The sequence below is a fragment of the Actinoplanes sp. M2I2 genome (assembly GCF_023544445.1).
Taxonomy (GTDB): domain Bacteria; phylum Actinomycetota; class Actinomycetes; order Mycobacteriales; family Micromonosporaceae; genus Actinoplanes.
In genome coordinates this window covers 531,345-552,811 of record NZ_JALPVJ010000004.1, presented here as the reverse complement: position 1 = coordinate 552,811, position 21,467 = coordinate 531,345, and the positions used below count along the sequence as shown (strand labels likewise).

General features: G+C 70.9%; 21 protein-coding genes and 1 tRNA gene. 9 read left to right on the top strand and 13 right to left on the bottom strand.

Translation table 11 applies throughout. The features are described from left to right. Window positions 1-157 precede the first annotated feature (157 nt). Together HJC40_RS10500 and HJC40_RS10495 are read left to right on the top strand one after the other, a co-directional pair. Window positions 158-4,435, top strand: a complete 4,278-nt coding sequence (locus HJC40_RS10500) for a hypothetical protein (RefSeq protein ID WP_250000654.1) — start codon at window positions 158-160, stop codon at window positions 4,433-4,435. A 74-nt stretch (window positions 4,436-4,509) separates the two neighbouring features. After that, window positions 4,510-6,303: an NHL domain-containing thioredoxin family protein gene (locus tag HJC40_RS10495; RefSeq protein ID WP_250000653.1), complete on the top strand. Its 1,794-nt coding sequence runs from the start codon at window positions 4,510-4,512 to the stop codon at window positions 6,301-6,303. A 342-nt stretch (window positions 6,304-6,645) separates the two neighbouring features. Here HJC40_RS10495 and HJC40_RS10490 read toward each other — a convergent pair whose 3' ends face one another. From HJC40_RS10490 to HJC40_RS10480, 3 genes are read right to left on the bottom strand one after another with little or no spacing between them, the layout of a single operon-like run. Beyond that, window positions 6,646-7,413, bottom strand: a complete 768-nt coding sequence (locus HJC40_RS10490; RefSeq protein ID WP_250000652.1) for a 5-oxoprolinase subunit PxpA — start codon at window positions 7,411-7,413, stop codon at window positions 6,646-6,648. Then, window positions 7,400-8,317: a biotin-dependent carboxyltransferase family protein gene (locus HJC40_RS10485; protein ID WP_250000651.1), complete on the bottom strand. Its 918-nt coding sequence runs from the start codon at window positions 8,315-8,317 to the stop codon at window positions 7,400-7,402. The genes HJC40_RS10490 and HJC40_RS10485 overlap by 14 nt, the downstream gene beginning before the upstream one ends. Then, window positions 8,314-8,925 carry an allophanate hydrolase subunit 1 gene (locus tag HJC40_RS10480; protein ID WP_250000650.1) on the bottom strand — a complete coding sequence of 204 codons (612 nt, stop codon included), beginning with the start codon at window positions 8,923-8,925 and terminating at the stop codon, window positions 8,314-8,316. Before HJC40_RS10480 ends, HJC40_RS10485 begins: the two co-directional genes overlap by 4 nt. A 113-nt stretch (window positions 8,926-9,038) precedes the next feature. Between HJC40_RS10480 and HJC40_RS10475 the strand changes: the two genes are divergently transcribed. Continuing rightward, entirely contained in the window at window positions 9,039-9,716 is a 678-nt protein-coding gene (locus HJC40_RS10475) for a hemolysin III family protein (protein ID WP_250000649.1), read from the top strand. A 109-nt stretch (window positions 9,717-9,825) separates the two neighbouring features. On the opposite strand, the gene HJC40_RS10470 is transcribed toward HJC40_RS10475, so the two are convergent. Next, window positions 9,826-10,203: a helix-turn-helix domain-containing protein gene (locus HJC40_RS10470; RefSeq protein WP_250000648.1), complete on the bottom strand. Its 378-nt coding sequence runs from the start codon at window positions 10,201-10,203 to the stop codon at window positions 9,826-9,828. Between the two features lie 118 nt (window positions 10,204-10,321). Here HJC40_RS10470 and HJC40_RS10465 point away from each other — a divergent pair, with 118 nt between their 5' ends. Beyond that, on the top strand, window positions 10,322-11,170 hold the full coding sequence (locus HJC40_RS10465; RefSeq protein WP_250000647.1) for an SDR family oxidoreductase: 849 nt from the start codon (window positions 10,322-10,324) through the stop codon (window positions 11,168-11,170). Between the two features lie 120 nt (window positions 11,171-11,290). Here HJC40_RS10465 and HJC40_RS10460 read toward each other — a convergent pair whose 3' ends face one another. After that, window positions 11,291-11,587: a DUF6458 family protein gene (locus HJC40_RS10460; protein ID WP_250000646.1), complete on the bottom strand. Its 297-nt coding sequence runs from the start codon at window positions 11,585-11,587 to the stop codon at window positions 11,291-11,293. Between the two features lie 90 nt (window positions 11,588-11,677). Here HJC40_RS10460 and HJC40_RS10455 point away from each other — a divergent pair, with 90 nt between their 5' ends. Beyond that, the gene (locus HJC40_RS10455; protein WP_250000645.1) at window positions 11,678-12,196 is read left to right on the top strand and encodes a histidine phosphatase family protein; all 519 of its coding nucleotides are present in this window, start codon (window positions 11,678-11,680) and stop codon (window positions 12,194-12,196) included. A gap of 63 nt (window positions 12,197-12,259) precedes the next feature. On the opposite strand, the gene HJC40_RS10450 is transcribed toward HJC40_RS10455, so the two are convergent. Together HJC40_RS10450 and HJC40_RS10445 are read right to left on the bottom strand one after the other, a co-directional pair. Further along, window positions 12,260-14,116, bottom strand: coding sequence for an acyl-CoA dehydrogenase (locus HJC40_RS10450; protein ID WP_250000644.1), 1,857 nt, complete (start codon window positions 14,114-14,116; stop codon window positions 12,260-12,262). A 465-nt stretch (window positions 14,117-14,581) separates the two neighbouring features. Continuing rightward, window positions 14,582-15,709, bottom strand: a complete 1,128-nt coding sequence (locus tag HJC40_RS10445; protein WP_250000643.1) for a PP2C family protein-serine/threonine phosphatase — start codon at window positions 15,707-15,709, stop codon at window positions 14,582-14,584. A gap of 100 nt (window positions 15,710-15,809) precedes the next feature. Between HJC40_RS10445 and HJC40_RS10440 the strand changes: the two genes are divergently transcribed. After that, complete coding sequence (locus HJC40_RS10440; protein WP_250000642.1) at window positions 15,810-16,352, top strand: phosphoribosyltransferase; 543 nt, start codon at window positions 15,810-15,812, stop codon at window positions 16,350-16,352. Here HJC40_RS10440 and HJC40_RS10435 read toward each other — a convergent pair. Together HJC40_RS10435 and HJC40_RS10430 are read right to left on the bottom strand one after the other, a co-directional pair. Next, window positions 16,349-16,633, bottom strand: a complete 285-nt coding sequence (locus tag HJC40_RS10435; RefSeq protein ID WP_250000641.1) for a YciI family protein — start codon at window positions 16,631-16,633, stop codon at window positions 16,349-16,351. The two genes, HJC40_RS10440 and HJC40_RS10435, sit on opposite strands and share 4 nt — an antisense overlap. A 244-nt stretch (window positions 16,634-16,877) precedes the next feature. Beyond that, entirely contained in the window at window positions 16,878-17,528 is a 651-nt protein-coding gene (locus HJC40_RS10430) for a class I SAM-dependent methyltransferase (protein WP_250000640.1), read from the bottom strand. Between the two features lie 104 nt (window positions 17,529-17,632). Between HJC40_RS10430 and HJC40_RS10425 the strand changes: the two genes are divergently transcribed. Further along, window positions 17,633-18,379 carry a hypothetical protein gene (locus HJC40_RS10425; RefSeq protein ID WP_250000639.1) on the top strand — a complete coding sequence of 249 codons (747 nt, stop codon included), beginning with the start codon at window positions 17,633-17,635 and terminating at the stop codon, window positions 18,377-18,379. A 322-nt stretch (window positions 18,380-18,701) separates the two neighbouring features. Here the strand turns inward: HJC40_RS10425 and dcd are convergent, their stop codons facing one another. Then, window positions 18,702-19,280, bottom strand: coding sequence for a dCTP deaminase (gene dcd / locus HJC40_RS10420; RefSeq protein ID WP_250000638.1), 579 nt, complete (start codon window positions 19,278-19,280; stop codon window positions 18,702-18,704). Window positions 19,281-19,355: 75 nt separating this feature from the next. Here dcd and HJC40_RS10415 point away from each other — a divergent pair, with 75 nt between their 5' ends. Together HJC40_RS10415 and HJC40_RS10410 are read left to right on the top strand one after the other, a co-directional pair. Beyond that, window positions 19,356-19,856: a pyridoxamine 5'-phosphate oxidase family protein gene (locus HJC40_RS10415; protein ID WP_250000637.1), complete on the top strand. Its 501-nt coding sequence runs from the start codon at window positions 19,356-19,358 to the stop codon at window positions 19,854-19,856. Window positions 19,857-19,908: 52 nt separating this feature from the next. Next, window positions 19,909-19,979, top strand: a tRNA-Gly gene (locus HJC40_RS10410). 311 nt (window positions 19,980-20,290) lie between these two features. On the opposite strand, the gene HJC40_RS10405 is transcribed toward HJC40_RS10410, so the two are convergent. The 3 genes from HJC40_RS10405 to HJC40_RS10395 all read right to left on the bottom strand — a co-directional run bounded on the left by HJC40_RS10405 (window position 20,291) and on the right by HJC40_RS10395 (window position 21,433). After that, window positions 20,291-20,584, bottom strand: coding sequence for a hypothetical protein (locus HJC40_RS10405; protein ID WP_250000636.1), 294 nt, complete (start codon window positions 20,582-20,584; stop codon window positions 20,291-20,293). A gap of 164 nt (window positions 20,585-20,748) precedes the next feature. Continuing rightward, window positions 20,749-21,039: a helix-turn-helix domain-containing protein gene (locus HJC40_RS10400; RefSeq protein WP_250000635.1), complete on the bottom strand. Its 291-nt coding sequence runs from the start codon at window positions 21,037-21,039 to the stop codon at window positions 20,749-20,751. A gap of 19 nt (window positions 21,040-21,058) precedes the next feature. Continuing rightward, a complete protein-coding gene (locus tag HJC40_RS10395) occupies window positions 21,059-21,433 on the bottom strand; it encodes a type II toxin-antitoxin system RelE/ParE family toxin (RefSeq protein WP_250000634.1) in 375 nt (124 codons plus the stop codon). Between the last annotated feature and the right edge of the window lie 34 nt (window positions 21,434-21,467).

The following is a 21,467-nucleotide window of genomic DNA, read 5'->3' as shown; positions in this document are numbered from 1 at the left end:
ACGGTCATCGAGCCGGCTCGGCCGGTCGGCGCGAGACCGGGGCCTCCGACCGGCGGTTGGAGCCTCCGCACGGCCTGGCCTCAGAGCTGGGCACGACGCCGGTGGTGGCCGGCGTCCGTGCAGAGCTGGCACGGCCGCATGAAACGAGGAGGCGCTCATGACGTCCGAGGGGCACTACGCCGGTTCACAGCCGGCCGAGGCCACGTCGGGCGGCCCGACGCCGGACGGTTTCCCGCCGGACTCCGACGGACAGCGGGTCTCGGGCCGGGCTTCCGCCCCGGCGCCCGCCGACGGTTTCCCCAGCTCGTACGGCCCGCCGCCGCAAGCCACACCGAACGGTGGCTCACCGTTCGTGGTGCCGGCCGTGCCCACTTTCGGCCAGGGTCCCGACGGTCCGCGACCGGCGACCGGCACGTCCTACGGCTCGGCCCGCGTCCCGTCGCCCGACGAGGCTCGCGTGCCCGCGCCCGAGGACGGCGGCGCGCTCCCCCAGCGTCACCCGGGCCAGGCCCCGGCTTCCACAGGCTCCCCGGCCGGCGAGAACGGCGCGCTGCCGCAGCGGGGCGCCGCCTCGCCGTACGGCTCGGTCTCGCCCGAGGGCTCCTCGGGTTCGCCGTTCGGCCCGTCCGTGTTCGGCGCCCCGCCCGCGGAGACCCCGGCCGAGCAGCCGCAGTCCGTGTGGGGCCCGCCCCCGGCCCGGCCGTCGCTCGAGCAGAGCTTCATCCAGCGGCCCGGCGCCCCGCTGCCCCAGCGCAACGCCAACTCGATCCCGGGCGACGGGGTGGTCGGCTTCGACGGCTTCGCCGCGGCCTCCCGCGGGTCGTCCGACGACAACACCACCGGCCCGAGCGCGGCATCCGACAACTTCGCCCCCTCGGGCGCGTCCTCCGACGGCTTCGATCGCAGGTCCGAGCCCGCTCAGCGTGAGCCGGCCCAGCACGAGCAGGCCGATGCGGCCGACCGCGCGCCGGGTGTCTCTGCCTTCGGGGCCCAGCGCGTACGCGTTCCGGGCGCCACCCTGACCGATCTCCCCGACACCTCGCCCCCCGGCCGCCCCGGCGACAGCGGCGGCTTCCCGCTGCGCGGCGGCGGGGGCAGCGGCTCGGCCTTCCCCATCCGCCGCGCGGGCGACTCCGACGGCTTCCCGCTGCGCGGCACGCCCGCCGGCGAGGGTGAGCCCCTGCCGTCGCGCGCCGCCGCGGCGCCACCGGACGAGCTCCCGGTCCGCACTCAGCAGCCGTCCTTCGGGCCGCCCGCGGGCTACCCGGGTCAGCCGGCCGGCTCGGCCCAGGTGCCCCCGGCCAACGGTTTCAGCGCCTTCAGCCCGCCCCCCGAGGCCGCACCGCACCCGTACGGCGGTTCCGAGCCCTTCGCCGACCCGTTCGGCCGCACCTCACCGGCCTCCGACGCGCCGGCCGACCAGCCGAGCGAGCCGGCCCGCGATGCCGATGCCGATCGTGGCGGTTTCCCCGACCCGTTCGGCCGCGGCTCCGCATCGGCCGGCCCCGTCTCGGGCAGTGCCCGGCCGTCCGGTGACGGTTCGGGCGCGTACGGCTCCGCCCGCCCCACACCGCCGTTCGGTCAGTCCGACGACTCCGGTGCTTTCGGCTCCGCCCGTCCCGCGCCGCCGTTCGGTCAGTCCGACGACTCCGGTGCTTTCGGCTCCGCCCGTCCCGCGCCGCCCGCCGATCAGCCCGGCGCCTTCGGCTCGGCCCGGCCCCCAGCCGGCCACGACGCCCCAGCCTTCGGCTCGGCCCGCGCAGCGGCGTCCGGCCGCCCCGACGACGACTCCGGCACGGCGACCCCGCGCAGCGGGGCTCCCACCTACGGCACCGCGCGCCCGGCCACGCCCTACGGCCAGCCCGAGGGTGACTCCGGCACGGCGACTCCGGGGAGCGGCCTGCCCGCTGTCGGTTCCGCCCGGCCGGGAACGTTCGGTCCGGCGGGATCCGGCTACGGGCCCGACAGCGAAGCCCAGGCTTACGGTTCGGAGTCGCCGTTCGGCCGGCCCGAGCAGGAGTCCGGTGCGACCACCCCGGGCAGCGGCGGTCCCACCTTCGGCACCGCCCGCCCGAGCGACCCCTACGGCCGGCCCGACGACGACGACGGCGAGGCTGCGTTCGGCCAGGCCGACAGCGACTCCGGCGGCGGCCCCACCTACGGCATTGCCCGCACGGCCGCTCCCTACGGTCAGCCCGGCGATTCCGCGCCGGCCGCGCCCGGGAGCGGCGGTCCCGCGTTCGGTTCGGCCCGCCCGGCCGGATCCTTCGACCGGCCCGAGAGCGACTCCGGTGCCTTCGGCGCGGCGTCGCCGTTCGGGGACGACCAGGGCGACTCCCGTGCCGCCGCGCCGACCTACGGTTCGGCCCGGCCGGTCTCGCCGTACGACGGTGATCGACAGGACGACGACGCGCGTTCACCGTTCGGCCCCCGGCCGGGCGCCGACGCGGAGCAGCCGTCCTCTCCCTTCGGTGTGCGGCGCGAGCCCGGGGCCGCGTTCGGGGCCTCCTCCTTTGCTCAGGGCGGCGACGATCGCTTCGCCGCGAGCGGTGAAGGCTCCTCTGCTCAGAACGGCGACGACCAGTCCGGTGACGATGTGTTCGGCCGGCGGCCCGAGCAGGACGACCCCTTCGGCCGGCGGCCCGAGCAGGACGACCCCTTCGGGCGGCAACCCGAGCAGGGCGACAACCCGTTCGGGCAGCGGCCCGAGCAGGGTGCCGGCCCCTTCGGGCAGCGGCCCGAGCAAAGCCACCCCTTCGGGCCGCGACCTACGCAGGGCGACAATCCCTTCGGGCCGCGACCCGCGCAGGGTGAGAACGTCTTCGGCCAGCGCTCCGACCAGGGTGAGAACGTCTTCGGGCAGCGCTCCGACCAGGGTGAGAACGTCTTTGGCCAGCGCTCCGACCAGGGCGGCGACCCGTTCGGACGGCAGTCCGATCAGTCGGACAACGTGTTCGGACGGCCTGAGCAGGACGACAACGTGTTCGGGCGGCAGTCCGAGCGGGACGACAACGTGTTCGGGCAGCGGCCCGAGCAGTCCGGCGACGACGCGTTCGGCCGCCCCGATGAGCAGGACGAGGACAGGCCGAGCGGCTACCCGCAGCGGGTGCCCGGCGCCGCGCTCGGCGCGCTCGGCTCGGCCGAACCGCGTGGCTCCGTGCCGGCGCCGCGTGACCCCGCCGAGAACCCGCCGGCCGTCGGCTCGGCCCGCCCGGTTGCGGCGAGCGCCTCGGTTCCCACGCCCGGCCGGGCCACGCCGCCGGTCGAGGCGTCCGAGATCCCGCCGTCGGCCGCGGCTCCCCAGGCCCGCGTGTACGGCCGTCCGGCGCCCGCCGACGACGCCGACGACGACCAGGCCGAGCCGTCCCACGACGCCGACCAGGGCAGCGCGTTCGCGGCCGGCTCACCGTTCGGCCGCCGGCCCGGCGACGACCGTGCCGCGCCGGCTCCGGGCGGCTTCGGCTCACCGGCGTACCCAGGCTCCTCGAACGACCCGAACGGACCCGGCAGCGAGCCCGGCGTCGCGCCGCAGTCGCCGGCCCGCGCCAGTGCCCGCGCCTCGGCGAGCGCACGCGTGACTCCGGCGGGCGGTCCCGGCCAGCCGCCGACCGGCATGCCCTCGGCGCCGGCCCTCCCGGGTGCGGCGCCCGAGCCCGCGCCGCCCGGTTCGCCCTACGCCGACCGTCCCGGCACGCCCGGGGCCCGGCCCGGCGGCGAGCCGTACAGCGAGCCGACCACCGACATCGCGGGCCGCGACCATCAGCCCTACGTTCCGGCGCCGGCCCTGCCGCCGATGCCGGCCGGTCTCAACGGCTTCGACCCCGCCACCCAGCCCCGGTCCAACGGCTTCGGCCCGCCGGCGCAGGACGGCTTCGGCCCGCAGCCTCGGGACGGATTCGGTCCGCCGGCGCAAGACGGCTTCGGCCCGCAACCACGGGACGGATTCGGCCCGCAGTCGCCGAACGGCTTCGACCCCGACTCTTTCCCGGGCTCGACGAGCCGGGCCACCGTGACGCCGCCGACCCCGGAGGAGACGACCAGCTGGCCGGGCGTCGAAGCCGACCAGGGGCGGTTCGACAGCTTCAAGCCCGAGGCGAAGCCCACCCCGGCCAAGGCGGAGACGCCGCACGTCCGCGTGCTGCCGATCCTGATCTCGGTCGTGATCGGCGCCCTGCTGCTGCTCGGCATCGTCTTCGGCATCGTGTATCTGGTGGCCGGCGGCGGCAACGACGAGTCGCTGTCGGTGATCCAGGGCGAATGCGTGAAGCGCGAGGGCGAGGCCGCCGTCAAGTCCGAGTGCTCGGATGCCACGGCGTTCCAGGTGGTGTCCATTGTGGCGGACAAGGCGGAGTGCGCCGACCCGCAGCAGCCCTACGTGGTCAACAAGACCTCGGACGGCAAGAACCAGGTTCTCTGCCTCAAGCCGAACGCCTGACGCTGTCTTCGTGACGCTGTCATCCTGACCACCTTCGTGCCGTACCGGAACACCCGGTGCGGCACGATGGTGCGATGACTGCACGTGTGCGGGCGCCCGAACTGCGGGGCCGTGGCTGGTTGAACACCGGCGGCAAGGATCTGACCCTGGCCGACCTGCGCGGCAAGATCGTCATCCTGGACTTCTGGACCTACGGCTGCATCAACTGCCTGCACGTGCTGGACGAGTTGCGGCCGCTGGAGGAGAAGTATGGCGACGCCGTCGTGCTGATCGGCGTCCACTCGCCGAAGTTCCAGCACGAACGCGACCACCAGGCGCTGACCGCCGCCGTCGAGCGTTACGGCGTGCACCACCCGGTCGTCGACGACGCCGACATGTATCTCTGGCAGCAGTACGCGGCGAAGGCCTGGCCCACTCTCGCGGTGATCGACCCGACCGGCTATCTGGTCGCCTCGATGGCCGGCGAGGGGCACGCCGAGGGCCTGTCCCGGCTGGTCGACGAGTTGATCGCCAAGCATGCCGCGGACGGCACGCTGCATCGCGGCGACGGCCCATACGTGCCTCCGCCCGCCGCCGACACCGTCTTCCGCTTCCCGGGCAAGGCGGTCGAGCTGCCCGACGGCCACCTGCTGGTCAGCGACACGGCCCGGCACTCGATCGTCGAGGTCGAGGCCGACGGCGAGACCCTCGTACGCCGGTTCGGCACCGGCGAGCGCGGCGGCCCCTTCAGCGAGCCGCAGGGCCTGCTCCTGCTGCCCGCCGAGGTCGCTGCCGTGGCCGGTTACGACGTGGTGGTCGCTGACACGGTCAACCACCAGCTCCGCGGTCTGCGCCTGGCCGACGGCGAGATCACCCTGGTGGCCGGCTCGGGTCGCCCGTGGCGGTCGGCCGTCGACGAGCATCCCCACGACGCCCTGGCCACCGACCTGTCCTCCCCCTGGGACCTGGCCTGGTACGACAACCGCGTGATCATCGCGATGGCCGGCATCCACCAGCTCTGGTGGTTCGACCCGATCAAGCGCACGGTCGGCGTCTACGCCGGCACGACGGTCGAGTCCCTGCGCGACGGCCCGATCCCCGACGTGTGGATGGCCCAGCCCTCCGGCCTCTCCGTCGGCGGCGACCGGCTGTGGATCGCCGACAGCGAGACCTCGGCGCTCCGCTACATCGAGCAGGGCGTGCTGCACACCGCGGTCGGCCAGGGCCTGTTCGACTTCGGCCACGTGGACGGCCCGGCCAAGGAGGCGCTCTTCCAGCATCCGCTCGGTGTGGCGGCGCTGCCCGACGGCTCGGTGCTGATCGCCGACACCTACAACGGCGCGATCCGGCGCTTCGACCCGCAGGCCGACGACGTCTCCACAGTCGACTCCGGCCTGGCCGAGCCGAGCGACGTGCTGGTGACCAGGGCCGGCGACGTCCTCGTGGTCGAGTCGGGAGCGCACCGCCTGACCCGGCTCGCGCCCGGCGCGGTCCGCACGGTCACCGGCGAGCGCCACCGCACCGAACGCCCGGCGTCCCCCGTGGCTCCCGGCCGGCTCACGCTGGAGGTCGTCTTCACCCCCGCGCCGGGCCAGAAGCTGGACAACCAGTTCGGCCCGTCCACCCGCCTCGAGGTGTCGGCCTCCCCGCCCGAGCTGCTGCTCGACGGCACCGGCACGACCACCGACCTGTGCCGAGTGCTGGAGATCAACCCGGCCGTGTCCGAGGGCGTGCTCCAGGTCGTCGCCCAGGCCGCGACGTGCGACGTCGACGTCGAGTTCGCCGCCTGCCACCTGACCCGCCAGGACTGGGGCGTGCCGATCGTGGTCACCCCGGACGGCCCGACCCGCCTGCCGCTGATCCTCCGCGGCCTGGACGACGAGGCCTGACCGCCACCGGGCCCGGCCACCGAGCCGGGCCCGCGGCACCTCGGCGGGCTCCACGCGGCCCGGCCGGATCGTCCACAGGCACGCGCGTGCCATCGTGCCCGACGTTCGGGAGCCGGGAGGCCGGGCGAAGGTGGCCGCTGTGCGATCATTGACCGATGTCGGTAGATCCGGACGATCCGCACCGCGGACGTGCCCTGGGATGGTCGATCATCCTGCTGCTCGTCGTACTCACGGCGATGTTCGTGCTGTGCGCGGGCCAGAGATTCCTGGACTAGAGCGCGCCCGACAGATCATCAGAGGTGAAATCCAGCCGCCGTCCGGCTCCCCTTCTCAAACAAGCCTTCAAGTCGGCGCGTTGAACGGCTTCACGGACAACCCCGCCCCGGTCAGCCCCGCGCGAACCCTTGAGGCCAGATCGACCGCACCCGGCGTGTCACCGTGCAGGCAGATCGACGCCACCGGCGCCGGGACGAGCTCGCCGTCCGCGGTTTCGACCACCTGCTCCACCGCCATCCGCACCGCGCGGGCCACCACCTCGCCCGCGTCGTGCACCACCGCCCCCGGCAGTGACCGCGGCATCAGCGTGCCGTCGGCGCGGTAGGCCCGGTCGGCGAATCCCTCGCCGACCACCGTGATCCCCGCCTCGGCGGCGAGCCGCGCCAGCGTTGATCCGGGCTGGCAGAGCACCGGCAGCGCCCGGTCGTACGCGCCGACCGCAGCCACCACCGCTCCGGCCTGACCTTCGTCGACAGCGGCGGTGTTGTAGAGCGCGCCGTGCGGCTTCACATAGGCGACCCGCCCACCGGCAACCCGGCAGAACGCTTCCAACGCCCCGATCTGGTACAGGATGTCGTCGCGCAGCTCGTCCGGTTCGTAGTCGATGCGCCGCCGGCCGAATCCGGCCAGATCGCGATAGCCGACCTGCGCCCCGATCGCGACGGACCGTTCCACCGCCGCGCCGCAGATGCGGTACATCGTGGACGGATCGCCGGCATGGAATCCGCAGGCCACGTTGGCCGAGGTCACGATGTTCAACAGGGCGTCGTCGTCGCCCAGGGGCCAGCGGCCGAAGCCTTCGCCGAGGTCGGCGTTCAGATCAACGGAGCTCACGGAACCGCACCGTACTCCCCGGCCGCGCCTGCGCGAGCGCGGTCACATCGTCGACCACTCCGATGACCGGGTAACCACCCGTGGTCGGGTGGTCGGCCAGGAAGATCAGCGGCTGCCCGTCGGCCGGCACCTGGACGGCTCCGAGCACCACCCCTTCGGACGGCAGTTCGCCGTGCCGGGCCCGCGTCAGGGGTGCGCCGGTCAGCCGGCATCCGACCCGGTTGCTCATCGGGCTGACCTGGTAGGCGGCCTCGAACAACTCGCCGTCCGCGAACCAGTCGTCCCGCGGCCCGAGCCACACCCCGAGCACCACCTCGTCCGAGATCTCTCCGTCGACCGGGCGAGCAGAGACGCCGTCCGAGGAGGAGGACGCGGAGGCGGAGGACGAGGACGCGGGTGCGGCGAGGCGATCCGGGACGTACGGCGGGAAGCGGCCGGGGAGAGCCGGGCCGGCAGACCCGACGGGCAGGATCATGCCGTCGATCAGTTTCGGCGGGCCGAGGCCGGAGAGCGTGTCGGTGGAGCGGCTGCCGAGCACCGGCTCGACGTCGACGCCGCCGGCCACTGCCACATAGGACCGTACGCCCCGGCTGGCCCGGCCCACGTCGAGCACGGAACCCGCACCCACCTCGTGCACGCCGGCCGGCACCGGGACCTTGTCGAGCTTGACGACGGCGTGCGCGCCTGTCACCGCGACCAGGGCCGGCTCGGTGAAACGCAGCGCGCAGCCCAGCAGCGTGGTCTCCAGTCCGGCCGCGTCCGGCGGGTTCCCGACGAGAGCGTTCGCGTGGTGCAGGGCCCGAAGGTCGAGGGCGCCGGACCGGGGCACGCCGAGATGGGCGTACCCGGGACGTCCTTGATCCTGGACGGTGGTCAGCGAGCCGGCCCGCACGACGGTGATCACGCCGCCACCAGGCGCATGCGGGTGCCCGGGCCGAGCAGCGCCGGGGGCTCGTTCCGTACGTCGAAGAGGGTCTCGCTCGTGCGGCCGACCAGCCGCCAGCCGCCCGGCGAGGCCGTGGGATAGATCCCGCAGTACTCGCCGGCCAGGCCGACCGCGCCGGCCGGCACGCGGGGACGCGGGGTGCCGAGCCGGGGCACCGCGAACTTTTCGCCAAGACCCCGCAGGTAGGCGAAACCGGGCGCGAATCCGCAGAAGGCCACGGTGAATTCCGTCTCGGTGAGCCGGGCGACCGCGGCGGGCACCGACACGGCCCAACGTCCGGCGACGTCCGCGAGGTCCTCCCCGTCGAACACGGTGGCGATCTCCACCACGGGCCCTTGGGTAGGCGGGACGACAGTCGATGCGGGCTCGGGCCAGCTCGCCACCGCCTCCGCGAGGCCGGCCTCCACGCCGTCCAGCAGCAGCGTGGCAGCGCCGGGAACGATGTCGGTCACCCGCAGCTCACCGGCCGCGCGGCGCCTCGACACCTCGCGACGCCAGGCCTCGACCTCGTGGCCGTCGGCACATTCCAGCAGCAGCGCCCCGGCGCCGGCGCGTCTCACCCTCATGGCGTCATCCTGCCTTTCCCCGGCACGACGGGTAAGTGCAAGGACCGGACGAGCCGGCGAGGTGCCGCAACTCACTACTGACGAGTAACTTACGATATCGTAACCTAAGAATCGTGACGACCTCGGCTCCCTTCCAGATGAGGCCCGCCGACCTCGGTAAGCCGAGGCTGCGCGGCCGGTTGCATCAGTACGCGTTCTTCGTCGCAGTGGTCTGCGGCATCGTGTTGTGCTCGGTCGCCCTCACCCGGCCCGGCATCGAGCCGTTCCTGGCCACGCTGGTCTACAGCGTCACCGTGTGCGGTCTGTTCGGCATCAGCGCCCTGTACCACCGGTGCTCCTGGACCGAACGCGGCTACCAGATCATGCGCCGGCTCGACCATTCGATGATCTTCATCTTCATCGCCGGCACCTACACCCCGTTCTGCATCGAGCTGCTGTCGCCGGGCAAGGCGACGCTGATGCTCAGCCTGATTTGGGGTGGCGCGCTCGGCGGCGTGGCGCTCAAGACGATCTGGCCGCATCTGCCCCGCTGGGCGGGCGCGCCGCTCTACCTGGCGCTGGGCTGGGGCGCGGTGGCCATCCTGCCCGACGTGCTGCGGGTCGGGGGCGTCACCTGCCTGGTGCTGCTCGCCGTGGGCGGCGTCATCTACAGCGTCGGAGCGGTCTTCTACGCGCTGCGCCGGCCGAACCCGTGGCCCGAGGTCTTCGGCCACCACGAGTTCTTCCACGCGTGCACGCTGGTCGCCGCGCTCTGCCACCACATCGCGATCTACTTCGCCCTGTACGCCTGAGTAGCCACCACCGCTGAGCAGGGACGACGCCAGCGGTCACGACGCCTGAAGGGCAAGAGGCTCGAGGGGCGACCCGCACAGCGAATGGCGCCGGACGAGGCGTGCCCGACTATGCCTGCGCAGCCACCCGTACGCCCGGGTTGTCGTAGGCCGTCCGGGCCGCCTGCACGTCGTCGATGTGCAGCACCGCCCACTTCTCGAGCGCGCCGACCAGGTCGAGCAGGCTGCGCCCGAGCTCGGTCAGCGCGTAGTCGACCCGGGGCGGGACCTGGGCGTGCACCGTCCGTCCGATGAGCCCGTCCCGCTCCAGGCCGCGCAGCGTCTGCGTCAGCATCTTGGGGCTGACTCCCTCGATGCGCCGCGACAGCGCCGTGTACCGCTGCGGGCCGTCGGCGAGCATCATGACGACGAGGACGCTCCAGGTGTCACCGATCCGGTCGAGGATCTGCCGGCTGGGACAGTCTTTCGCGTACACACTGGCTTCCACCTCCCTACTATCTCTCGGGTGAGTACTGCACTTCAAGGTGCCTTCTATCTGCCGGGAAGTGACCGTTGAGCTGCGGCGTTGACAGGTGTTTGTCAACGCAAGCACGTAGGAGGACAGCATGACCATCGTCGTCACCGGCGCCACCGGGCACCTCGGCCGGCTCACCATCCAGTCGCTTCTGACCCGCGGCGTACCGGCGAGCGAGATCGTCGGCGTCGGCCGGCAGATCGACAAGATCGCCGACCTGGGTGTCCGGGCCAAGCAGGCCGCGTACGAGGATCCCGAGGCGCTGCGGGCCGCATTCGAGGGCGCCGACAAGGTGCTGTTCATCTCGGGCAGCGAGGTCGGTCAGCGCATCCCCCAGCATCGCAACGTCGTCGACGCCGCCAAGAGCGCGAACGCGGGCCTGCTCGTCTACACCAGCGCGCCGAAGGCCGACACGACCGACATGAAGCTGGCCGGCGAGCACCTCGCGACCGAGCAGATGATCAAGGAGTCCGGGCTGCCCCACGTCATTCTGCGCAACGCCTGGTACGTCGAGAACTACAGCGTCGAGCAGGCTCTCGCCCACGGGATGTTCGGCGCGGCCGGCGACGGCCGGATCAGCATGTCCCCGCGAGCCGACTATGCCGAGGCGGCCGCGGCGGTGCTCGCCGGCGACGGCCATGAAGGCAATGTCTACGAGCTGGGCGGGGAAGCCGTCACCATGAGCGACCTGGCCGCCGAGATCAGCCGGCAGTCCGGCAAGCCGGTCACCTACACCGATCTGGGTGAGGAGAAGTACCGCGAGATGCTCGTCGGGGTGGGCCTGCCCGAGGCGGCCGCGGCCGTCTACGCCGACTCCGACCGGGCCGCGTCGCACGGGGCGTTGTTCGTTCCGGTCGACGACCTGCAGGCGCTGATCGGCCGTCCGGTGACGCCGCTGGCATCGTCGATCAAAGCCGAGCTCGCGGCCGTTCAGGGCTGAGCTGAGGCCACGCGAGCCTGAGGCCACGCGAGCCTGAGGCCGTTCAAAGCTTGAGCTGAGACAGCGCGACGCCGGCAGCCGCCAGGGGGATAGCGGCCGTCGGCGTCGCGAGTCTGGTGCTCAGTAACCCGGGGGCGGGGGCGGCGGGGCGTCGTCGCGCCGGGTCTCGCGGTATTCGCTGCTCACCTGCTGGTTGGGGTATGCCGTGCCACCGGCCACCGGCGTGGCGCTCTGGCGCGTCACGACCGTACGACGACGGCTGTTCCAGAACCACAGCGTGATGATCAGCCCGATCAGGCCGGCGGCCATCAGGATCCAGCCGATGATGTTGATGTCGATCCCGCTGATGTCAGCGTTGACGGCGAACGCCAGGATCGCGCCCAACGCCAGCAGGAAGATGCTTCCGCCGATGCCCATCGCGGGCCTCCTTCAATTCTTACCGTGGTCAATGCGTCTCGAACCGGGTTTACCCAGGCGTCGGAAAACTCAATCAGGCAAGCTGGACGCATGACCCTGAGGACGCTTGTTCTGCTGCGCCACGCCAAGGCCGAACGACCCGATGGCCTCGCCGATCTCGACCGGAAGCTGACCACGACCGGGGAGACCGACGCGGATGCGGCCGGGGCCTGGCTGGCCGACGAGCGGCTCCACCCGGGCCTGGTGCTGTGCTCGCCGGCGGCCCGCACGCGGCAGACCTGGCAGGGCGTGTCGATCGCGCTGGCCCAGGCGCAGCCCGGCGGCGGAACGCCGGAGGTGCGCTACGACCAGGGGCTTTACCACGGCGGCGTGACCGAGGTCTTCGACCTGGTGCGCAAGGTGCCCGACACGGTCCGCACGGTGCTCGTCGTCGGGCACAACCCCACGGTCTCGGAGGTGTCGCTGATGCTCCTTCCCGACGACCAGTACGACGGTGAGGCGGTCACGCTCAAGACAACCGGGCTGGCGGTGCACCGGGCCGAGGGATCATGGTCCACTTTCGAGCCCCGCTCGATGCGCCTGATCGAACGGCACACCGCCCGCGGCTGACCCCGGAAATGGAGAAAGGCCGGCGTGAGCCGGCCTTTTCCAGTGGGGGGAACTGCGAAAGGTCTAGAAGACGTCCTCGGAGATGTCCATGATGTCCAGACTGGCATTCTCGATGATGCGCCGGTCGGAACCGACCCGCGGCAGCACCTCGCGGACGAAGAACCGCGCGGCCGCCACCTTGCCCTCGTAGAAGTTCTTGTCGCTCGCCGAGACGTCGCCGCCCAGGGCCTTGAGAGCGACCTCGGCCTGCCGCAGCAGCAGCCACGCGAGCACCACGTCGCCCAGGGCGAGCAGGATGCGCCGCGAGTTCAGACCGACCTTGTACAGCTCGCGGGCCTCGCCACCCTGCACCGCGCCGAGCCAGCCCATCGTCGCGCCGAGGATCTGCTGCATCTCGCCCAGCGCCTTGCCCAGCGCGAGCCGCTCGAGCTTGAGCTGCCCGTTGCCGGCCTCGCTCTCGACGAAGGCCTGCATGTCGGAGGCCAGCGCGGCCAGCGCGACGCCCTGGTCCTTCACGATCTTGCGGAAGACCAGGTCGAGACTCTGGATCGCGGTCGTGCCCTCGTACAGGGTGTCGATCTTGGCGTCCCGGACGTACTGCTCGAGCGGATAGTCCTGCAGGAAGCCCGAACCGCCGAAGGTCTGCAGCGCCTCGTGCCCGAGCAACTCGTACGCCCGCTCGGAACCGACCCCCTTGACCAGCGGGAGCAGCAGGTCGTTGACCTTGCTCGCGGCCTTGGCGGCCTCCAGGTCGCCGGCCGCCTGGGCGATCGCGACCTTGTCCTGCCAGGTGGCGGTGTAGATGACCAGGGCGCGCAGAGCCTCCGAGTACGACTTCTGCAGCATCAGCGACCGGCGGACGTCGGGGTGATGGGCGATCGTGACCCGCGGGGCGGCCTTGTTGTCGTTCTGCACCAGGTCGGCGCCCTGGACGCGGTTCTTGGCGTACTCCAGCGCGTTCAGGTAACCCGTCGACAGCGTCGCGATCGCCTTGGTGCCGACCATCATCCGGGCGTACTCGATGATCATGAACATCTGGCGGATGCCCTGGTGCTTCTCGCCGAGCAGCCAGCCCTTGGCCGGGGTGCCGTGCTCACCGAAGGTCAGCTCGCACGTGTTGGAGACCTTGAGACCCATCTTGTGCTCGACGTTGGTCGCGTAGACGCCGTTGCGCTCGCCCAGCTCACCGGTCTCGGCGTCGAAGTGGTACTTGGGCACGATGAACAGCGACAGGCCCTTGGTGCCCGGGCCGCCCACACCCTCGACGCCGACCGGACGGGCCAGCACGTAGTGGATGATGTTGTCACTCAGGTCGTGCTCACCCGAGGTGATGAAGCGCTTGACGCCCTCGATGTGCCACGAGCCGTCGGCCTGCTGGATCGCCCGGGTGCGGCCGGCGCCGACGTCGGAACCGGCGTCCGGCTCGGTCAGCACCATCGTGGAGCCCCACAGCTTGTCGACGAAGAGCTTGGCCCACTTCTTCTGCTCCTCGGTGCCCTCGGCGTCGACGACGGACGCGAAGGACGGACCGGACGAGTACATCCAGACCGGGGCGTTGGCGCCGAGCACGTTCTCGGCCAGGGCCCACCAGAAGGCGCGCGGCGCGAGCGTGCCGCCGAGCGAGCCGGGCAGGTCGAGACGCCAGAACTCGGACGCCATCCACTGCTCGAACGACTTCTTGAACGACTCCGGCAGCGGCGCGGTGTGCGTGGCCGGGTCGAAGACCGGCGGATTGCGGTCGGCGTCGATGTAGCTCGCGGCCAGGTCCTCGGTGGCGAGGCGGTTGACCTCGGTCAGCACGTCCTGGGCGGTCTCCGCGTCGATCTCGTCGTACGGCGCCTGACCGAACGCCTGGTCGGCCCCGAACACCTCGAACAGGTTGAACTGGAGGTCCCGAAGGTTGCTCTTGTAGTGAGTCATGGTGCTTGGCCCCGCTCTCCGAACGCCGCCGGTCTGGAGTTACCCGTCAGTAACAGCCACTGTATTACTGATCGGTAGGAACGGACAAGCCGCGAGTTGTTTCGTGACCTGCCGCCCCGGCGGGGGCCATGATCGGACGTTTCGGACATCAAACCCCTACGATCGGGTAAACAGCAGGATGGCCGTTCGGCTATTTGCCGACTCCCATGCGCCCCCGACGTATCGGCACGGAAAGCGGCTCGTTGCTCCCGATAGACACGGAGCTTTCTGCTTCGACGAGCCGCCAAGGGGGCGCGCCATGTTCGCCACTATCAAGAGCCTCATTCCGGAGCCCCGACAGGCGAATCAGCCACGCCATTACATCGGGCGTCATCGTCGCCCCGAATCGGTGGCGGCCCCGATTTCGCCCGCTTCCGCCGGTCAGCCGGTCGAATCCGCACCAGCCGCGCCCGCGCAGCCCGCCGCCTAACTTCCGGCTGCGCCCACTTCCCAGCTCGGCATCGGCACCGTCGCGCCGTCGTCCGGGCCGGCGTACTCCAGCAGGACCAGAGCGATGTCGTCCTCGAGGCGGCCGTGGACCCAGTCGACCAGGGCCGTCTCGAGTGAGGCCAGGCCATCGCCGACCGTGCCGTGACCGAGCAGCCGCCACGCCCGGTCGGCGGTCGGGAAGAACTCGCCGTCCCGCCGCGCCTCGCCCAGCCCGTCGGTGAACAGCAGCAGCCGGTCGCCCGGTTCGAGCCGCTCGACACGAGCCTTCACCTCGGGCATGAACCCGAGCGGGGGCGCCGGCGCGGGCGGCTCGAGCGGGATGACCTTGCCCCGCCGCAGCAGCAGCGGAGCCGGGTGTCCACAGTTGACGATGGTCAGCGTGCCGCCGCGCTCCTCGACCAGCGCGGCCGTGACGAAGTCCTCGTCGCCGACACTGCGGGCCACCGCCCGGTCGAGGTCGGTCACCATGGCCTTGAGGTCGGCCCGCTCGTACGCCACGTGCCGGTAGGAGCCGAGCACGATGCTCGCCAGCCGGACGGCGTCGAGACCTTTGCCGCGTACGTCCCCGATGATGATCCGGACCCCGTACGGCGTGTCGAGCGCTTCGTAGAGGTCCCCGCCGATGTCGGCCGCGGCGGTCGCCGAGATGTACCGCCCCGCGACCGCGAGCGCGCCCACCTGGGGACCGACCGGCCGCAGGACCGCCTGCTGGGCCACCGCGGCGAGCCGTTGCAGCTCGACGATGCGGGCGGCCTGGCGCTGCCGGATCGTGGCGACCGCGGACGCGATGCCGGTCGCGAGCATGATGCCGAGGATGTTGACCCCACCGGCCACCGTGAGCGGGCCGGCGGCGGCCACGAAGACCATGCCGACGATCGTCGCGACGACCCCGACGACCAGGACGGTCTGCCAGAACGCGAAGACGGCGGCCAGGAACGGGACGGCGGCGAAGAGCCCGACGAAGTCGGCGTTCTTGCCGTCCAGCAGCTCCACGGCGGACACGGCGGTGAGCAGCATGACGGCCGCGCCGAGGCCGGCGCGGGATCCAGGGCTCAGCGGGCGTCGGCCCGGCGGAAGGTCAAGCATGGCTACGCGACACAGCATGCACGATCCAGGCGACCGACGGCACCAACTTGACCCCTAGTCTGAGCGGGTTCTGACCGCGCGGACGAACGGAAACCCCGGGCGGTGACAGGATGTCCGCGTGACAACCGATCTGCGTGATCATCTGCGGGCGGCGTTCCGCTGGACCGACCCCGGCGACGGCAGTGGTTACCTGGTGAGCGACCGCTCGGGCTGGTGGCGCGACCCGGCGATCCTGGCCGGGATCGGCGACGGGCTGGCCGACCTGTTCCGCGCCGAGCGCCCCACCGTGGTCGTCTCGCCCGAGGTCACCGGCTTCCTGGTCGGCCCGCTGGTGGCGCGGGCCCTGGGGGCCGGCTTCGTCGAGGCCTACCGGGCCGGGGCGCGCCGCCCGATCGCCGAGCCGATGATCTGGGCCGAGGTGCCGACCGATCACCGCGGCGAGACCCAGCATCTGGGCGTACGGCGGGAGCTGGTCCGGCCGGACGACCGGGTGCTCGTGGTGGACGACTGGGCCGCGACCGGAGCCCAGGCCCGGGCGTTGCGCTCACTGTTCGGCGCCGCCTATGTGGGCACCGCGGTGATCGTCGACGAGTGCCCACCCGAGGTGGCTCGCGAGCTCACCCTGCGCGGTCTGCTCACGGACGACGACCTCGAACCCTAGGCCTTCGGGAAGTCCTTGAGCGCGCCTCGGGTCGGGACCCAGCCGGTGGCCGCGTACTCGGCCACGCCTCGCAGCACGTACGGGTCCTGGGAGATCAGCTCGTGGGCGCGGGCCTCGTCCTCGACGTTGAGCACCACGACGCCACCGTTCGGCGGGTCCTGGCGGCCGGCGGTGACCACCAGGTTCTGCGCCTCGAGACCCTCCAGATAGGCCAGGTGGGCGTCGCGCACCTCGTCGACCTGCTCGAGCGGCACCAGATACTTCGAGATCATCAGATACATGGGGCGTTCCTCTCGGGCACGGCGAGTCGTCTGCAATCGTACGATCGACACCGCGCACGACCCTGTTACTTGCGTCGCTTGGCCAGGGTGATCCCGATGGCCGTGGCCAAGGCGGCAACCGCCAGGAAGCAGCTCAACAGGATCAGCAGATGCCACGGTTTGATCGCGCCCATAGCGGCACACCCTCTCACAGGCCAGCAGCCTGCGCGGTCCCGACCGGCCGGGTCTCGGTGCGGCGCCACCGTCAGCCACGGCCGGGCGGCTTGACGGCCATCGCGTACGCCTGAGGTTGCCTCTCCGGCTCCTCGGCCGCGCGGACCAGGCGCATCGTCTCGGTCAGCCCGGCGCCGGCGATCAGCTCGGCGATGTGTTCCGGCCGGTGCTCGTAGACGTCGAGCTCGATCGCGTGCCCGTAACCGCTGGTCAGCGTGCGCTTGGCGTTGCCCGCCTTGTAGCCGAGCAGCAGACGGCCGCCCGGCCGGAGCACCCGGGCGAACTCCGTGAAGGCCCGGGGCAGCACCTCCGGCGGGGTGTGCACCAGCGAATACCAGCTGACCAGTCCGCCCAGGCTCGCGTCGGGCAGGCCGAGCTCCAGGAACGAGCCGACGGAGAAGTCGAGACCGGGATACTCCGCCCGCGCGGTGGTGATCATGCCGGGCGACAGGTCCACGCCACGGATGTCGACGCCGCAGGTCGCCAGGTGAGCGGTGATGCGGCCGGTGCCGCAGCCGGCCTCCACGACAGGCCCCCGCACGATCTCGGCGTAGGCCCCGAGCACCAACCTCTCCCACGTCGACTCGGCCACCGAATCTCGGAGCAGGTCGGCGTAGCTCTGCGCGACCACGTCGTAGGCGACACGAGTCTTGTCCACATAGGCCCGTACCGGGTCAGTCATCCGGCGATTGTGCTCGATGATCGGCACCCGGTCGACCGTGTCGGCCGAACCCGAACGAAGTCTCAGAAAACCGATCAAGCCTCTACAAAACTTACAATGGACATATGGACCATAACGTCAAGACCTCCCGATCGCCGCGACGACCGCTGCTCGCCGCGGCCGTGGTGATGACCGCTGCGACCGGCCTCGCCGTGCACGCCCAGCCCGCGATGGCGTCCTCGCACCGTCCCTGCACGGTCGTGAAGCACAGCAACACCAACGGCGTCACCAAGATCGGCGGGGCCACGGCCACGGTCGGCACCGACGGACTCAAGCTGACGACCACCCCGGCCAAGAACGAGGACAAGGTGTCGTGGCGCGAGACGATGCGGCCGGTCCTGGCCAGCACCGTCGAGGAGCTCACGTACGAGACCACGAAGCTCGACACGGCCGGCGCCGGCGTCAGCGACGCCGCGCTGCCCGCCTACCAGATCTACGTGAAGACGCCCGCCGGTGAAGGCGTGCTGATCTACGAGCCGTACTACTACCTCATGTCGATCGGCGCCGGAAACCCGCAGCGTCAGGTCCGCTCCGAGTGGAACGTGCTCCAGGGCAAGCTGTGGACTTCGTCGACCACGATCAACGGCCTCGCGAAGACCGCCGGCGGACCTCCGGAGAAGACGTTCGCGCAGGTGGTCGCCGACAACCCGCGGATGACGGTCACCGGCATCGGCTTCGGCCTGGGCACCTACAACCCCGGCACCGTCGCGATCATCGACGAACAGCGCTTCGCCACGAAGAAGTCCTGCTCCGAGCACCAGTGGTCGACCGGCTTCCGCAACGGCATCTGGTGGCCGGGCTGGTCCCGCTGACCCGCCCGTACGTACACGGCTGGCCGAGCCTTGCGGGGCTCGGCCGTTCAGGTTTTCAGCCGTTCGGTTTTCCAGCCGTTCGGTTTTCCAGCCGTTGGGCTTTTCGGCCGTTGGGCTTTTCGGGCGCAACCACTCACGCAGGTCGCCCGGTCGTGGTGAGCGTTCTGGGCGCGCCAGCGCCCTGCTCGCCCCGGCCGGGCCCTCGGCGGGAGCAGCGGTCCGCACCACCCACCCCGCTACGACATCTTGACTTGAAGCTTTCAGCTCGTCCGTCCGAGAAGATGCCCGGAATCAGGACTCCCGGATCCGGCTGGACGTATGGCTAGGTTGTTGGCCAGAGGCGGAAGTTCTGGGCCGAGCGGCTCGGGGTCGGGCCGCGTTGTCCCTGGTAGCGGGAGCCGTAGACGGCGGAGCCATAAGGGTGCTCGGCCGGACTCGACAGGCGGAAGATGCAGAGCTGGCCGATCTTCATGCCCGGCCAGAGCTTGATCGGCAGATTGGCCACGTTGGACAGCTCGAGCGTCACGTGCCCGGAGAAGCCCGGGTCGATGAAGCCGGCGGTGGAGTGGGTCAGCAGCCCGAGGCGGCCGAGGCTGCTCTTGCCCTCGAGACGGCCGGCCAACTGGTCGCCCAGCGTGATCACCTCGAGCGTCGAAGCCAGCACGAACTCCCCCGGATGCAGGACGAACGGCTCGCCGTCACCCACCTCGACCAGGGCGGTGAGATCGTCCTGCTGTTCGGCCGGGTCGATGTGGGTGTAGAGGTGATTGTTGAACACCCGGAAGAACCGATCGAGCCGTACGTCGATGCTGGACGGTTGCAGCAGTTCCGGCTCGAACGGCGCCAACGCGAGGTCGCCCGCCTTGATCTCGGAGACCAGGTCGCGGTCGGAGAGCAGCATCGCAACACCATACCTACCTGCCCGTTCGGCGTGTTTTAGTGGGCGCGTCGAACATTTGTTCGATAGAATCACCCCATGGCTTCCTGGTCCGACTTCGCCACCGCCGAGCCCACGCTCGCCGCGGGCATCCGCGCGCTCCTGCAGCAGTACGGTCCCGGCCTGGCCTACCTGGCCACCGTCCGGCCCGACGGCGCCCCGAGGGTCCATCCCGTCTCCCCGGTGATCACCGACCAGGGCCTGTATTGCTTCCTAGTCAGCTCACCCAAGCGCCGCGATCTCGAACGCGACGGCCGTTACGCCCTGCACTCGTTTCCCCCGGAAGAGAACGACGACGAGGCCATCCTGACCGGCCGAGCAACCCCCGTACGCGACCCGCGCACCACAGCCCGCCTGGCCGCCGACCTCCACGCCTCCCCGGACGTCGACTGGCGCCTGTTCGAGCTCTCGATCGACTCAGCCACCCTGCGCACCCACGGCCCAGCCGGCGCCCTCCCCCTGGCCGCCAGCCGCCTGGTCGCCCCCCTGACCCGCTCCTGGCGAGCCGAGTTAGCCCGGCCGCTGGCCGCAGTCGGCTGACCCGGGCCGGTCACGCCGCAGCGACCCCAGATCAGGTACAGTGATGGCCGCTGCGGGTGTAGTTCAATGGCAGAACATCAGCTTCCCAAGCTGACAGTGCGGGTTCGATTCCCGTCACCCGCTCAAACACGAACGCCTGGTCATGGCAGATGCCAAGACCAGGCGCTTGTCGTTCCGGCACACTGTCAGCTGCTGTCGTGCCATTAGGTGAAGTGCTTCAACACTCGACAGCTGGTCTGGCGCGCATCTTCGTGTCTCACCCGTCTCCGCTTGTCGTTCAACGGAACCCGTCGCCCTTGCGGCTCGGCCATCCTCCATCAACCAGGGCTGTGGCCGACCGGCAGCGTCGCCCGGGGTGCGACTATCCGGAGAGATGACGTTGAGGTGTGTTCCACCCACCGCAGACGGCTGTGCGCACCCCGACTTAGGCGTCCCTATCGGCGTGGAGTGGCCGGATCGAGGTTGTTGGTCTTGACCAGGTGCCAGAGTCCCGGCAACAGCCGTTGTGCTTCCCTAAGGAAGGCATCTCGGTCAGCTTGTCGAGTGAACCGGAACGTCACCTCATGCCCGTTCTTCCGCCAGTCGCCCTCTCCCGTGCCGCCCCAGGCAATCTGCTTGTACTTGCCTGACTCGCAGTGCTGGCACAGCGCGCGGAGCATGTGTAGAACGGCGACGTCCGCTGTCATGACGGTGGCACTGAACTTGCAGGCCGCGTGATGAGTTCCCATCAGGCGCCTCCTTGACGATCGGGCCGGCGGAGATCGGAGCATAGTGCGCCGCTGGACGCGGTTCCCGGCATCGAGCGCGCCTCACCGGTTCGTTTTCTCAGCCGGAGGGCTGGCAAAGCCGCCATCTCCCCGCGGAGGTTGGGCACCTTGGCCTTCGTGCACGATCAAGCAGCGAGTGAGTTGTGGGGGCGGAACGCGATGTCGAGATCTGCGTCCAGCGCTGCTGCTAGGCGGGCCAGCAATGGCACGGTCGGGGTAGCTCCGCCGGACTCTAGACGGGAGAGCTGCGGCTGTGTCATGCCGGCGCGCTCCGCCAGGTCGGCCTGGGTCATTGCCAGTTCGGTGCGCCGGTCGTGAACCATCTGCCCGAGGAGCAGCGCCGCGCGAGCTTCTTCGTACGCGGCGACGTGTTCGTCGGCGCCGGTACGCTCCCAACGGGTGTGACGCGTGGTCATCGTCCGATCCTCCGGTTCCTCAGAGCCATTTCCGTTCGTAGATCTCGGTCGCGGGAGCGTGGGTCTCATGCCCTGACTCGCAAACTTGCTGGGCTGCGATCGCCCTTGCGACCTCGGCTCGCTCGATCTGTCGGGTCTTGCGGAACACGGTCAGCAACACTGCTCGCGCTCCCGGGGCTAGCCAGTAACTGATCCGGACGGCGGCCCGATCAAGGTGAAACCGCAGCTCGCGAGTCTTACCGCTGAGATGTCGTGAGTATGGCTCACCCAACGTTTCAGCTCGTTCCGCGAGGATGTCCGCCATGGCTTCGACCTTCGCATAGTCCTTGAGCCGTAACGTCTCAAGCCAGTCCCGTACCTCGGGTTCCAGCTCAATGTCGTAGCGGCTGCTCACCGGACGAGCATATACCGTTCTTGGTATGTCAGCC